Annotated in this window: 15 protein-coding genes; 2 read left to right on the forward strand and 13 right to left on the reverse strand. The window is 63.7% G+C overall.

The genetic code is table 11. The annotated features are described in order from the left end of the window. Window positions 1–55: 55 nt before the first annotated feature. Window positions 56–1,270 carry a peptidase T gene (gene pepT / locus ACTNB1_RS05290; protein WP_441168219.1) on the reverse strand — a complete coding sequence of 405 codons (1,215 nt, stop codon included), beginning with the start codon at window positions 1,268–1,270 and terminating at the stop codon, window positions 56–58. An 81-nt stretch (window positions 1,271–1,351) separates the two neighbouring features. Here pepT and ACTNB1_RS05295 point away from each other — a divergent pair, with 81 nt between their 5' ends. Beyond that, on the forward strand, window positions 1,352–2,290 hold the full coding sequence (locus tag ACTNB1_RS05295; RefSeq protein ID WP_441168220.1) for a lysophospholipase: 939 nt from the start codon (window positions 1,352–1,354) through the stop codon (window positions 2,288–2,290). A 37-nt stretch (window positions 2,291–2,327) separates the two neighbouring features. On the opposite strand, the gene ACTNB1_RS05300 is transcribed toward ACTNB1_RS05295, so the two are convergent. From ACTNB1_RS05300 to ACTNB1_RS05320, 5 genes are all read right to left on the reverse strand, one after another. After that, entirely contained in the window at window positions 2,328–2,606 is a 279-nt protein-coding gene (locus ACTNB1_RS05300) for a hypothetical protein (RefSeq protein ID WP_441168221.1), read from the reverse strand. Window positions 2,607–2,701: 95 nt separating this feature from the next. Further along, on the reverse strand, window positions 2,702–3,556 hold the full coding sequence (locus ACTNB1_RS05305) for an MSCRAMM family protein (protein ID WP_441168222.1): 855 nt from the start codon (window positions 3,554–3,556) through the stop codon (window positions 2,702–2,704). A 27-nt stretch (window positions 3,557–3,583) separates the two neighbouring features. Then, window positions 3,584–4,030, reverse strand: coding sequence for a hypothetical protein (locus ACTNB1_RS05310; RefSeq protein ID WP_441168223.1), 447 nt, complete (start codon window positions 4,028–4,030; stop codon window positions 3,584–3,586). A gap of 123 nt (window positions 4,031–4,153) precedes the next feature. Continuing rightward, the gene (locus tag ACTNB1_RS05315) at window positions 4,154–4,678 is read right to left on the reverse strand and encodes a spore maturation protein (protein ID WP_441168224.1); all 525 of its coding nucleotides are present in this window, start codon (window positions 4,676–4,678) and stop codon (window positions 4,154–4,156) included. 3 nt (window positions 4,679–4,681) lie between these two features. Further along, window positions 4,682–5,257 carry a nucleoside recognition domain-containing protein gene (locus ACTNB1_RS05320; RefSeq protein ID WP_441168225.1) on the reverse strand — a complete coding sequence of 192 codons (576 nt, stop codon included), beginning with the start codon at window positions 5,255–5,257 and terminating at the stop codon, window positions 4,682–4,684. Window positions 5,258–5,449: 192 nt separating this feature from the next. Here ACTNB1_RS05320 and ACTNB1_RS05325 point away from each other — a divergent pair, with 192 nt between their 5' ends. After that, complete coding sequence (locus ACTNB1_RS05325) at window positions 5,450–5,692, forward strand: AbrB/MazE/SpoVT family DNA-binding domain-containing protein (protein WP_087343726.1); 243 nt, start codon at window positions 5,450–5,452, stop codon at window positions 5,690–5,692. Window positions 5,693–5,853: 161 nt separating this feature from the next. Here the strand turns inward: ACTNB1_RS05325 and rsmI are convergent, their stop codons facing one another. From rsmI to ACTNB1_RS05360, 7 genes are all read right to left on the reverse strand, one after another. Next, entirely contained in the window at window positions 5,854–6,687 is an 834-nt protein-coding gene (gene rsmI, locus ACTNB1_RS05330) for a 16S rRNA (cytidine(1402)-2'-O)-methyltransferase (RefSeq protein WP_441168226.1), read from the reverse strand. A gap of 1 nt (window position 6,688) precedes the next feature. Next, on the reverse strand, window positions 6,689–7,327 hold the full coding sequence (locus ACTNB1_RS05335) for a tRNA1(Val) (adenine(37)-N6)-methyltransferase (RefSeq protein ID WP_441168227.1): 639 nt from the start codon (window positions 7,325–7,327) through the stop codon (window positions 6,689–6,691). Then, window positions 7,324–7,941, reverse strand: coding sequence for an NUDIX hydrolase (locus tag ACTNB1_RS05340; RefSeq protein WP_441168228.1), 618 nt, complete (start codon window positions 7,939–7,941; stop codon window positions 7,324–7,326). Before ACTNB1_RS05340 ends, ACTNB1_RS05335 begins: the two co-directional genes overlap by 4 nt. Window positions 7,942–7,965: 24 nt before the next feature. Beyond that, window positions 7,966–8,493, reverse strand: coding sequence for an anaerobic ribonucleoside-triphosphate reductase activating protein (gene nrdG, locus ACTNB1_RS05345; protein WP_441168229.1), 528 nt, complete (start codon window positions 8,491–8,493; stop codon window positions 7,966–7,968). A 51-nt stretch (window positions 8,494–8,544) separates the two neighbouring features. Then, entirely contained in the window at window positions 8,545–9,747 is a 1,203-nt protein-coding gene (locus ACTNB1_RS05350) for a class I SAM-dependent rRNA methyltransferase (RefSeq protein WP_441168230.1), read from the reverse strand. 13 nt (window positions 9,748–9,760) lie between these two features. Beyond that, on the reverse strand, window positions 9,761–12,073 hold the full coding sequence (locus ACTNB1_RS05355; RefSeq protein ID WP_441168231.1) for an anaerobic ribonucleoside triphosphate reductase: 2,313 nt from the start codon (window positions 12,071–12,073) through the stop codon (window positions 9,761–9,763). A 194-nt stretch (window positions 12,074–12,267) separates the two neighbouring features. Then, complete coding sequence (locus ACTNB1_RS05360; RefSeq protein WP_441168232.1) at window positions 12,268–13,488, reverse strand: homocysteine S-methyltransferase family protein; 1,221 nt, start codon at window positions 13,486–13,488, stop codon at window positions 12,268–12,270. Between the last annotated feature and the right edge of the window lie 75 nt (window positions 13,489–13,563).

Here is a 13,563-nt window from a genome sequence, read left to right on the forward strand (position 1 = left end):
CCCCCCCCCCCCCCCCCCCCCCCCCCCCCCCCCCCCCCCCCCGCTTCTGCTTTTCTTACTGATTGCGCACCAGGTTCACCAGCACCTGGGTCATCTTCACCAGCGCCTCCACCGGGATATACTCGTGGACGCCGTGGAAGTTCACGCCGCCGGTGCACAGGTTGGGACAGGGCAGGCCCATGAAGCTGAGCCGTGCGCCGTCGGTGCCGCCCCGGATGGGCACCTCCACCGGCGTGATGCCGGCGGCCTCCATGGCCGCCCGGGCCCGGTGGATGAGATACATGTGGGGCTCGATCTTCTCCCGCATGTTATAGTAGCTGTCCTTCAGGGTCAGCTCCACGGTGCCCGCGCCGTACTTGGCGTTCAGGTAGTCGCTCACCCGGCCCATGCAGGCCTTGCGGGCCAGGAATTTGGTCATGTCATGGTCCCGGATGATATAGGACAGGGTTGCCTCGGTCTCGTCGCCGTGCATCTCACACAGGTGGTAGAAGCCCTCATAGCCCTCGGTGTGGGCGGGCGTTTCGGCGGGAGGCAGCATGCCGGCAAATTCCATGCCGATGAGCAGGGCGTTTTTCATCTTGTTCTTGGCGGAGCCAGGATGGATGTTCACACCGCGGATGACCACCTCGGCACTGGCGGCGTTGAAGTTCTCATACTCCAGCTCACCCAGCTCGCCGCCGTCCACGGTGTAGGCCACCGCCGCGCCGAAGCCGGGCACGTCGAAGTGGTCGGCGCCGCTGCCCACCTCCTCGTCGGGGGTAAAGCAGACGGCGATGCGGCCGTGGGGGATCTCCGGGTGGGCAATGAGGTGGTCCAGGGCAGACACGATCTCCGCCACGCCGGCCTTGTCGTCGGCGCCCAGCAGGGTGGTGCCGTCGGTGACAATGAGCTCCTGACCCACATATTTGGCCAGGCTCTCAAAATCGGCGGCCTTCATCACGATGTTTTTCTCCTCGTTGAGGACCAGGTCGCCCCCCTCATACCGGACGATCCGGGGCGTTACACCGGCGCCGGGGGCGGAAGGCGCGGTATCCATATGGGCGATCAGACCCACACAGGGCACGCCCTCGCAGCCGGCGGAAGCGGGCAGCCAGCCATACACATAGCCATACTCGTCCATATGGGCGTTATACAGACCCAGCTGATTCAGCTCCTCCGCCAGAGCCGCGCCCAGAACCTTCTGCTTTTCCGTGGAAGGGGTGGTATCGCTATGCTCGTCAGACTGGGTGTCATACGTGACATACTTTAAAAATCGGTCAACAGCGTTCATAGTGATCTTCCTTTCTATTGACGGACATGATACACTAACCATATATCTCAGTTATTTTACCACAGACGGAGGCGCATTTCCATGGTTTCCAAAGAGGTTTTCACCTTCCCTTCCAGCGACGGTGTCCACGATGTATCCGCCGTGTGGTGGCGGCCGGAGGATACGCCTCGCGGCGTGGTGCAGCTGGTCCACGGCATTTCGGAGCACATGGGCCGGTACGACCACTTCGCCCGGTTCCTGGCGGAGCACGGCTTCGCGGTGGTGGGTCACGACCACCTGGGCCACGGCGGCACGGCCAGGGACGCCACAGAATACGGCTGGTTTGCCGACAAGGACGGCTGGCGGCATGTGCTGAAGGACACCCACGCCCTGTTTCTGCGGGCCAAGGAGGTCTATCCCGACCTGCCCTATTTCCTCATGGGCCACTCCATGGGCTCCTTCGTGGCCCGGGGCTACCTGATCTTCTGGCCGGGTACGGTGGACGGCGCCATCCTGTCCGGCACCGGCCAGGAAACCCCTCTGAATGTGGCGGCAGGGCGGGTCCTGTCCTCTCTGGTCGTCCGTTTTTCCGGCCCCAGAGCCCACAGCAAGCTGCTCAATACCCTGTCGGTGGGTGCCTACAACAGGCAGTTCAAGCCCAACCGCACCGGGGCGGACTGGATCTCCCGGGACCAGGCGGTGGTGGACGCCTACTGCGCCGACCCGCTGTGCCGCTTCCTGCCCACGGCCAGCATGTTCCACGACATGATGGTGGGGCTCCAGCTGCTGGCCAAAAAGGAGAATCTGCAAAAGATGGACCCGGACACCCCGGTGTACTTCTTCGCCGGGGACAGGGACCCGGTGGGCGCCTCCGGCAAGGGGGTCAGAAAGGTGGCGGGCTGGTTCAAAGAGGTGGGCGTGAAGGACGTAACGGTCAAGCTCTACCCGGAGGGCCGCCACGAGATGCTCAACGAGATCAACCGGGAGGAAGTCTACCAGGACGTGCTGCACTGGCTGGAGGGGCATATGCCCCGCAAATAAGAAAAACGGGCCGCGGAATGAATTCCGCGGCCCGTTTTCACGCCTGATTGAAGAAATAGTGGAAGGGGTCCCGCCGCCAGCGCCAGCTGCCGTCCTCCGGCCGCCACAGGATCTCCGCATTGGTCCCCGGGGACAGGCGGACCAGCAGCTCCAGACAGCGGCCCTGTGCCACCAGGGTGAGCACATACTCTCCCGGCGGCAGGAAGCCGAAATACATCCGGCGGATACACCGGGGACCCCGGCTCCAGCAGCCGCAGCCCCACCGGGGCCGCAGGCTCACCTGCCGGGCGGCGGCGTGTCCCGTCACGGTCACCATAACGCCGCACCGCAGCCAGGGCGGAAAGGCGCACAGGTTCTGGTCGGCCTCCCCTCCCTCACACAGGCAGAAGAGCTTTCCCGCCTGGAGCCAGCTTACTGCTCCAGCTTGGCCTTGACCAGATACTGACCGTCCTTGACACCGCCGAACAGATACATGCCCTGGATGTTGGTCTTGGTGGTGGCCACCAGAGTCTCGGTCTGGAGCTCCCCCTCACCGGTCACCTGATACAGACCCACAAAGCAGCCGGAGACGGCAATGCCGGTCTGATCCCGGACAATGCCGCTGACGGTGCCGTTATAGGTGCGGATATCCTGGGTCATGGTCACCGTCAGGTTGACGATGGAGCCGCCCGCCACAGTGGCCAGGATGGGGCCGGCGGTGAGATAGCCGTCGGCAGACACCAGCATGGTGTAGATACCGTCCGCCACATCATAGAACACGAACTCGCCGTCAGCCACAGTGTAGGTGGCGGCAACCGTAATATCCTTGCTGTCGATCAGGGACACCTTGGCGCCCGCCAGCGGAGTGCCGGTACCGGTCACCTTTACCACGCCGGCAATGGCGCCCAGGGCCAGGGTGGGATCGGCGGTACAGGTCAGATCGACCTGCGTGGTGCCGCCTTCGGCCATCGCCACGCCCACCGGCGCGCTGAGGAGATAGCCCTCGGCCACGGCAGAAATGGTGTAGCTGCCAGCCGCCACGTCGCTCAGGGTATACTGGCCGGACGCGCCGGTGATGGTGTGCTGATAGGGCACGCCCTTGCTGTCGAACAGCTTGACGGTGGCGTTGGGAATGGGGTCGGTGCCGTCGGTAACGGTACCGATCACGGTAGCAGTGGGCGGAGCGGCGGGGGTCAGATTCAGATTGATGTCCGCTTCCTGGATGCCCTGGAGGGTAAAATCGGCACTGTATTCCAGGCCTAACAGATCCTGCTTGATATCAGCCATAAGATCCTCCCGATTCAGTGTGATAAATCAGCGCTCCTTGGGCGGCGGCGCACCGATCAGGAAACCCACACAGCCCGAGATAAAGTCCCGGAACTGCGCCACCGTGGCGGTGACCGACTCTCCGCCCGCCGACCCGGCGTCCCACAGAGCCAGGTTCCGCAGGACCAGCAGAGTGGCCAGGCAGAACAGCCCGATGCCTGCCGCGGCCGCGGCCCGCAGGCAGTGGCAGGTCTGCCGCTGCTCCGGCGTGCCCTCCTCCCTGGCGCTGAGAAAATAGCCGAAAATGGCGGCCGACGCGGTGCGGACGATCACATCGATGTGCCCGCCCTCTCCGGCGCTCTTTCCGCCGGAAAACAGGCTGTAGGCAGACTGGACCAGCAGCACCGCCATAAAGAGCACCAGACACCGGTCGGCCGGCCGGATCATAGAGATGGTTTTGCAAAGGTGAGTCCACCATGTGCCCAACCGCTTCATCGTAAGCGCCCTCTCTCTGTGCGGGGAACGGCTCACGCTGTCCCGTCCCGCACATTTCATCATACGCAGTCCCCGGTCTTTTGTTCCTCGCAGCAAAAAGACCCGGACCGCCCGGTCCGGGTCTCACACAGGAAGCAGCAGCCGCACCGCCCAGGCGGTGGCCAGAAAGCCCGCCAGGTCGGCGCACAGGGCGGCCGGCACGGCGTAGCGGGTCTTGACGATCCCCGCCGCGCCGAAGTAGACCGCGATGGTGTAAAAGGTGGTCTCGGTGGAGCCCAGCATCACCGCCGCCGTGCGGCCGATGAGGGAGTCCGGCCCATAGGCGGAAATGAGCTCCGCCCCTACACCCAGGGCCGCCGAGCCGCTGACCGGCCGCACCAGCATCAGCCCCACCGTCTCCGGCGGGATGCCCAGGGTGCTGAGCACCGGGCTGAGCACCTCCGCCGCCAGCTCCAGAGCCCCAGAGGCCCGGAGCATATACACCGCCGGCAGCAGGATCACCAGAGCGGGCACAATGCGCAGCAGCACGCCCAGCCCGTCCTTGGCCCCGCAGAGCAGGGCGTCGTACACATCCACCCGCCGTGTCATGGCGTACAGGGCCACCCCCGCCAGGATCAGGGGCACCAGCATGGTAAAAAACAGGTCCATCTCCTACCTCCACAGCCTGGCCAGCAGCTTGGCCGCCAGGATCCCCACGCACACCGACAGGGCAGACGCCAGCCACACCGCCGGCAGGATATCAAAGGGGGTCTCACACCCAGCCGCCACCCGCACTCCCGCCACCGTGGTGGGAATGAGCTGGATGGAGGCGGTGTTGCACACCACAAGCATGCACAGGCTGTCGGAGGCCACCCCCGGCGTGCGGCGGCTCATGAGCCGGGCCGCCTCCATGCCCAGGGGCGTGGCGGCGTTGCCCAGCCCCAGCAGGTTGGCCGACACATTGGCCGACACACTGTCCATCACCGCCCGGTCCCTGGCAAAGTCCGGGTACAGCCGCTTCAGCACCGGCCGCAGCAGCCGGGACAGACCCTCCGCCAGGCCGGACCGGCGCATCACCTCCATGACCCCCATCCACAGGCAGAGCACCCCCGCCATGGATAAGCACAGCTCCACTGCCGCGCCCGCGCCCTCCATGGCGGCGGCCGCTACCTGGGGTCCGTTCCCCTGGGCCAGAGCACACAGGATGGACACCACCACCATTCCCGTCCAGATCACAGCCATCGCCATCCGCGCCCCACTCCCTTCTCACCCCCATTTATACGGGCTGTCCAACCAAAACATGCCTACCAGTTCACATAAAGTTTTCTTAAGATTTCCAGAATGAGATTGACATCTGAATACGATATGTTATAATCATGTCAGTTTCTTGATAATGAAGGGAAATTATGGGAACTAATAGGGAAAGGAAGTAGCAATTGTATGAAGTCAACCGGTATTGTGCGCAAGGTAGATGAGCTGGGACGGATCGTGCTACCCATCGAACTGCGCCGCACTCTGGACATCGCGGAAAAGGACTCCCTGGAGATCTATGTGGACGGCTCCTCTATTGTACTGAAAAAGTACCAGCCTGCCTGCATTTTCTGCGATGACGCCAAAGACGTGATCAACTTCAAGGGAAAGAACGTCTGCCCCAACTGCATCCGGGAGCTGCAGCTGAAGTAACGAATTTTTTCTGCAAAAAACCCCTTGCTTTTCCGAGAAAAGCAAGGGGTTTTCTATGTTTTTTGCCCTAACGTTTTTCCGTACATCGTTCAAAATTTCTTAATAATTAACCTAGGTTTATATTACCAATGGTAATATTTTGGCTAAATCAGGAATTTCTCTCACTCCTGCTCCAGGGCCAGGGCGTACAGCTCATTTTTGGGCAGACCGGTCTCTTTTGCGGTCTGCTTCACCGCGTCCCGGAGGGAGCTGCCGGCAGAGCGCAGGGCGGCTACCCGGGCCAGTCCGTCCTCCATGGTAAGCTCCTCCGCCGCCGTCTCGGGGGCGCCCTCCACCACCAGCACGAACTCCCCGCGGGGTGGATTTTCGGCGTACCAGGTTACCGCCTCGCCCAGGGTGGTGCGGCGCACCTCCTCGTGGAGCTTGGTCAGCTCCCGGCACAGGGAGATCCGCCGGTCGGGGCCAAAGGCGGCCGTCAGATCGTCCAGGGTGGCCGTCAGCTTGTGGGGTGCCTCATAGAAGATCATAGTCCGCCGCTCTCCCGCCAGCTCCTCCAGGTGGGCGCGGCGGTTTTTCTTGTTCATGGCCAGAAAGCCCTCAAAGGTGAACCGGCCGGTGGGCAGGCCGGAGGCCGCCAGGGCGGTGACCAGAGCACAGGGCCCGGGGATGGACACCACCTCCACCCCGTTCTGAGCACACAGGGCCACCAGGTCCTCGCCGGGGTCGGAGATGGCGGGGGTGCCCGCATCGGTGACCAGGGCGCAGTTCTCCCCTGCCAGCAGGCGGCTGAGCACCGCCTGGCCTCCCGCCTCGGTGTTGTGGCGGTAGTAGGAGATCAGGGGCTTTTTCAGGCCCAGGTGGTTGAGCAGTTTCAGAGACACCCGGGTGTCCTCGGCGGCAATGAAGTCCACCTCCGCCAGGGTATCCGCCATCCGCTGGGAAATATCCCCCAAATTTCCGATGGGGGTAGGTACCAAATATAAGGTTCCGGCCATGTCAATTCCTCCGGTTCATCAAAAGTACAGGCAGCACCGTCAGACCCGGCCTGCCCTGCCGCACGCCCTCCACCAGCACGGCTGAGGGCGGCGTATCCGGCCCGTGCTGCACCAGCTGGAGCCGCTTGGGCTCCACCCCGGCGGCCTTCATAGCGGCAAATACCTCCGCCAGCCGCTCCGGCCGGTGGACCAGGGCGAACCGGCCGCCGTTTTTCAGCAGCCGCCCGGCGGCGGCGCACCAGGACTCCAGCCCCGCCCCCATCCGGGCGGTCCCGCCGGAGGCGCCGCTCCCCGCTTTAAAATAGGGCGGGTTGCACACCACCAGGGAGGCCGCTCCGGCGGGGAGGTCCATATTTTCCACATCTTTGGTGAAAATCTCCCCGTTCAGCCCGTTTTCCCACAGATTTTCCCGGGCCAGCTGGCTGTCGGCGGCGGAGATTTCCACACCGGTGAGGGTCAGGTCGGATGCCCGCCCGGCCAGCAGCAGGAGCAGAGCCCCCGCCCCGCAGCCCAGGTCCCACACCCGGTCACTCCTCCGCACGGTGGCAAAAGCCCCCAGCAGCAAGCTGTCCTGCCCCAGGGGAAAGCAGCTGTCCGACTGGCGGTAGACGTAGGGGCCCAGCTGTTCCGGGGCCCTCACCCCATGTCCTCCAGCAGGCGGCGGGTGATGCGGCCGGTGAGACCCCAGATGGGGTGCTCCGGCCAGTCGTACACCGGCACAGTCACCTTGCCGCCCCGCCAGCGGTAGCCCTGGGGAAAGCCCACCCGCTCGTAAGGGAAGTCCTCTCCCACCTGGGGAACCAGATCATAGGTATACACCGCCGGAGGATGGGCCAGCAGCCAGTCCACCGGCACGGTAAAGGCCTCCTTCACCTCCGCCGGACTGGGGACAACGGCGGCCTTGGGGTCCACGATGCCCAGAATGGGGTGCATGACGAAGCCGCCCTGATGGGTGAGCATGTCCAGGGCAGCCACCACCTCCACCGATTCTGGCGGGATGCTCAGCTCCTCCCAGGTCTCCCGCAGGGCGCAGTCCACCGGGCTCTCCCCTGCCTCCATCTTCCCGCCGGGGAAGCACACCTCCCCGGGCTGGCGGCCCAGGGTGTCGGCCCGCACCTCATACAGCAGGCTCAGGCCCTCCGGCCGCTCCACCAGAGGCACCAGCACCGCATACTGGGCTTTCATCTCCTGGATGCCCGGCACATGGCCGGTCCACCGGGCGCGGAATTCCTCAAGATTCGCCTGTTTCCCCATGGGGGTTCCTCCTTTTGCTGCTGGTTACGACTCCGGCCGGACGAAATGGGCCAGGGGATCGGGGCGGGTCCACAGCACCACATGCCCGGCGGCCTTGCTCTGTTTCACATCAATGAGCCGCTGGTTGGCGCTGCCCCGGAACAGGGCCTCATAGGACTTCTCCGCCAGCAGGAAGGGGCCGTCCACCAGCACGTCGGTCTGCTCCAGCAGTTCCAGCGCACCAGGCAGGTCTCCCTCCAGCAATCTCTCATAAGTATACCCCGTATAGGTCCACACGTTCAAGCCCTTTTCATGGGCGATCCGGGCCAGGGCGGCGCACTCTGTCGCCTGACAGAAGGGATCGCCGCCGGAGAGGGTGAGGCCGTCGGTGAGGGGATTTTTGACCATCTGCGCCGATAATTCCTCCACGCTCACCTCCCGGCCTCCCGCCGGGTCGTGGGTCTCCGGGTTGTGGCAGCCGGGGCAATGGTGGGGACAGCCCTGGGTGAATACGGTGAACCGCAGGCCGGGGCCGTCTACGATAGAATCTGAAACAGTATTGGCAATACGCATGCTGAAAACCTGCTTTCTGAAAAAACGGGCTGCCGCAGCAGCCCGTTTTGTTTATTGGTCGTCCACCACCTGGAAGATATAGAACTTCAGGTAGAGGGACTGGTCGGCGCCCCACAGCACCGGATGGTCGGGGGACTGGGTGCGGTACTCCACCTGCCGCAGGCGGCGGTGGGCGTCCCGTGCGGCCTCCCCGATGGTCTTGGTGAACAGCTCCGGGGTCATGAAGTGGGAACAGGAGCAGGTAGCCAGGTAGCCGCCGTTTTTCACCAGCTTGAGGCCCCGCAGGTTGATCTCCCGGTAGCCGGTGACCGCCTTTTTCACAGAGGCACGGGACTTGGTGAAGGCGGGCGGGTCTAGGATCACCAGGTCGAATTTCTCGCCCTTCCGCTCCAGCTCGGGCAGCAGCTCAAACACGTCGTGGCACTCGAAGCGCACCCGATCGCTCATACCGTTGAGTTCCGCGTTGCGGGTGGCCTGATCCACGCCCAGCTGGGAGGCGTCCACACCCAGCACCTCTCTGGCCCCGCCCTTTCCGGCGTTGAGGGCGAAGGCTCCGGTGTGGGTGAAGCAGTCCAGCACCCGGCCGCCCCTGGCAAGAGGCTGGATGGCCAGGCGGTTATACTTCTGATCCAGGAAGAAGCCGGTCTTCTGGCCCTCGGCCACGTCCACCAGGTAGCGGACGCCGTTTTCCACGATCTCCACCATGGGGTCGAAGGGCTCGGACAAAAAGCCCTTCACCCGCTCCATGCCCTCCTTGAGGCGCACCTTGGCGTCGCTGCGCTCATAGATGCCCCGGATGGCAATACCGTCCTCCGCCAGAATATCCACCAGCAGCTTGAGAATGGTGGATTTCAGCTTGTCGATGCCCAGAGCCAGGGACTCCACCACCAGCACATCGGAGAACTTGTCCACCACCAGGCCGGGCAGGAAGTCGGCCTCCCCGAAGATAATGCGGCAGGAGGAGGTATCCACCGTGTCCTTCCGGTACTGCCAGGCGGCCCGGACACGGGATTCCAGAAAGGCCTCGTCAATGACGGTGTCCGCCTTCCGGGAGAGCACCCGCACCGCGATGGTAGAGGCCCGGTTGAGGAAGCCCACTCCCAGGGGGTAGCCGTTATAGTCCTCGATACGGACGATATCGCCGTCGGCGGGGTCGCCCAGGATCTCGCCGATCTCGTTGTCGTAAATCCAGGGACCGCCGGCCTTGAAGGACCGGCCCTCCCCCCGCTTCAGGCGGATGATTCCATTTGTCATTTCCGTCATCCCCTTACACGCTGTGCTTGACCCGGTCGTGCTCCTCCGCCCGCTTGGCGTTATTGAACCGGTCCAGGGTGCCTACCAGGTAGCCGGTGATGCGGCGGATGCGCTCAAAGGGCACGCCGTCGGCCTCGGTGCGGCCGCAGCCGGGGCACTGATCCCCGATGATGCCGGAGAAGCCGCACACCGGGTCACGGTCCACTGGGTGGTTCACGGAGCCGTAGCCGATGCCGCTCTCCTTCATGCAGCGGATGACCTTCTCAAAGGCCTCCAGGTTGTCGGTGGGGTCGCCGTCCATCTCGATATAGCTGATGTGGCCGGCGTTGGTGAGGGCGTGATAGGGTGCCTCGATCTTGATCTTATCATAGGCGGAGATGGGGAAATACACCGGCACGTGGAAGGAGTTGGTGTAGTACTCCCGGTCGGTGATGCCCTCCATGATGCCGTAACGGGCCTTGTCCAGCTTGACGAACCGGCCGGACAGTCCCTCGGCGGGGGTAGCCAGCAGGGAGAAGTTGAGGCCCCGCTTTTCGCTCTCCTGGTCCATCCGGGCCCGCATGTGGGAGATGATCTCCAGGCCCAGAACACGGGCCTTCTCGCTCTCGCCGTGGTGGACGCCGATAAGGGCCTTCAGGGTCTCGGCCAGGCCGATGAAGCCCACGGACAGGGTGCCGTGCTTGAGCACCTCCCGCACCTCGTCCTCCCAGTCCAGCTTCTCGCTGTCCAGCCACACGCCCTGGCCCATGAGGAAGGGGTAGTTATACACGTGTTTGCGGCACTGGATCTCGAACCGCTCCAGCAGCTGATCCACGCACAGATCCATCATCCGGTCCAGGGACTCAAAGAAGGCGTCCACATCTCCCCGGGCCTTGATGGCCAGCCGGGGCAGGTTGATGGTGGTAAAGCTCAGGTTGCCCCGGCCGTTGCAGATCTCCCGGCTGGGATCGTACACGTTGCCGATGACCCGGGTGCGGCAGCCCATGTAGGCAATCTCGGTCTCGGGGTGGCCGGGCTTGTAGTACTGAAGATTGAAGGGGGCGTCGATAAAGGAGAAGTTGGGGAACAGCCGCTTGGCGGAGCACCGCATGGCCAGCTGGAACAGGTCGTAGTTGGGCTCCCCGGGATTGTAGTTCACTCCGTCCTTCACCCGGAAGATCTGGATGGGGAAAATGGGGGTCTCCCCGCCGCCCAGGCCGGCCTCGGTGGCCAGCATCACGTTCTTCATCACCATGCGGCCTTCGGGAGAGGTATCCATGCCGTAGTTGATGGAGGAGAAGGGAGTCTGGGCACCGGCACGGGAGTGCATGGTGTTCAGGTTGTGGATCAGGGCCTCCATGGCCTGATAGGTGGCACGGTCGGTCTCCTTCTCCGCCCGCTGGTGGGCGAACTGCTGGGCCTTTGTTACGTCCCCGAATTCAGCCTCCAGTGCCTCCCGCTCGGCGGCGGCGTAGGCGTCCCAGTCCTCCAGGGTGGGGACCAGGCCGGTCTTTTCCTTGATGTCCGCCATGACGGCTTTCAGCTCACGCTCCGGGTCCTCCCGGTCCTCCAGCAGGGTGAGGGCACGGGCCAGGTTCTGCCGGTACAGCCGCACAAAGGTCTTGCGGACGCCGTCGGCCATGCCGTAGTCGAAGTTCACCACGCTCTGGCCGCCGTGCTGGTCGTTCTGGTTGGACTGGATGGCGATACAGCACAGAGCGGCATAGGAGGAGATGTCGTTGGGCTCCCGCAGCGTGCCGTGGCCGGTGGAAAAGCCGCCCTCGAACAGCTTCTTGATGTCGATCTGGCAGCAGGTGGTGGTCAGAGTCAGGAAGTCCAGGTCGTGGATGTGGATATCACCCTCCCGGTGGGCCCGGGCATGGTCGGGGTTGAGGACGAACATGTCATAGAACTGCTTGGCGCCCTCGGAGCCGAACTTCAGCATGGAGCCCATGGCGGTATCGCCGTCGATGTTGGCGTTCTCCCGCTTCAGGTCGGATTCCCGGGCGGCGGAGAAGGTGATGTCCTCATAGGTCTTCATCAGCCGGGTGTTCATCTCCCGGGCGCGGCTGCGCTCCTCCCGGTAGAGGATGTAGGCCTTGGCGGTCTGCACGTAGCCGTTGTCCATCAGCACCCGCTCCACCAGGTCCTGGATGTGCTCCACATCGGGCTGACGCTCCCCCTCCACTTCCAGAATGGAGAGCACCTCGTCGGCCAGCTGCTGGGCTACCTCCTCCTTATTGGGCTTATAAGTGGCTCGAAAGGCCTTATTGATGGCCTGAGCGATCTTTTCCTCGTTGAAATCCGCCAAACGACCGTCACGTTTCCTGATCTTGGTGAGTGTCATTGCTTTTCCGTTCCTTTCCACTCCATTTATTCCACACAATATCTTGTGTCCGTATTTCTACACGTCGATTCAATGATACAGTATCTTGACGGACTCCGTCAAGGCGCAAAACAAAAAGCGCGCCCCAAAAAGAGGGCGTGCTTTTTGGCTGTTTCGCTGATTTTAAAAAACTCCCTGTTTCGGCCTTGACTGGCTCAAAGCAGCACCAGGCCGTACTTTTTGGCCATATCCCGCAGGAAATCCTCCTCCAGGTCGCCGGTTCCGTCCCAGAAAGCCCGGCCCTGGTAAATCCGCAGGGCCTTCTCCAGCAGCTCGGGCACGTCGGACCACAGGCAGAGGGCGTCCTTCACCACATACTGGTTCTCGGCAAAGATATCCAGGTCGTCCTCCTCCAGGATGGCGATCTTCAGGGCGCCCTGAGGAGCCTCCTCCTCGGCGGCCAGAATATCCTCCATCAGGTCGGGGGTGCACTCGATGGTCTCACCCACGTCCACGTCGGGGGTGATGAACCGGGCCTCCTTCTCGCTGGCACAGGGGATCACGTCCGGGTCCCGCTCCACCGCCGGGAAGGCGGAAAAGTCCACCGTCTCCATGGCCTGCCGGATGGCGGTCACATGGTCGGGACCGGAGCCGCAGCAGCCGCCGAAGATCCGGGCGCCGCCCTTGGCAAAGGCGGGCACAAAGGCGGACAGCTCCTCCGGGGTCCGGTAGGCGCCGGGCTGACCGGCGTTGGGCTTGGCAATCAGCGGCACGGAGGCATAGGGAGCCAGCCGCTCCAGCTGCTCCGCCACCGCCGCCGGGTCGGAGCAGTTGAGCCCAAAGGCCGCCGCTCCCATGCCCTGCATGACGATCATGGTGGCCAGCACATCGGTGCCGTAGGGGGCACGGCCCTCCTCGTCGCAGGTGAAGGTCACCCACACCGGCTTGTCCGACACGCTCTTGCAGGCCAGCATGGCCGCCCGGGCTTCCGCCATGGAGATCATGGTCTCCACCACGAACAGGTCCACCCCGGCCTTTTCCAGGGCCGCCGCCTGCTCGGTGTAGACGGCTACCATCTCCTCAAAGCTGCTCTCGCCAAAGGGAGGCAGGGACAGGCCAAGGGGCGCCAGATCTCCCGCCACCAGGCACTTTCCCTCCGCCGCCTGGCGGGTCAGCTCCACCAGCCGGCGGTTGTATTCCTCCACCCGGTGAAAGGCACCGCAGCGGCCCAGGCCCACCCGGTTGGCCCCGAAGGTGGGAGCCAGCAGAATCTGGCTGCCGGCGCTCACATAGGACCGCTGGATCTCCAGCAGCGCCTCCGGGTGATCCAGCACCCACTGTTCCGTGCTGCCGCCCAGCGGCATACCCCGGGCCATCAGCTCCGTACCGGTGGCTCCGTCCATCAGAATGGGCAGGGATAAGGGAATAGTGTCCATAGCTTGTCCGTTCCTCTCAACAGAATATAATATAATAAGGTTAGCCAAAAGAAATGACCACACCTTCGGCACGGG

This window comes from Flavonifractor sp. HCP28S3_F3 (genome assembly GCF_052065355.1).
Classification (GTDB): domain Bacteria; phylum Bacillota; class Clostridia; order Oscillospirales; family Oscillospiraceae; genus Flavonifractor.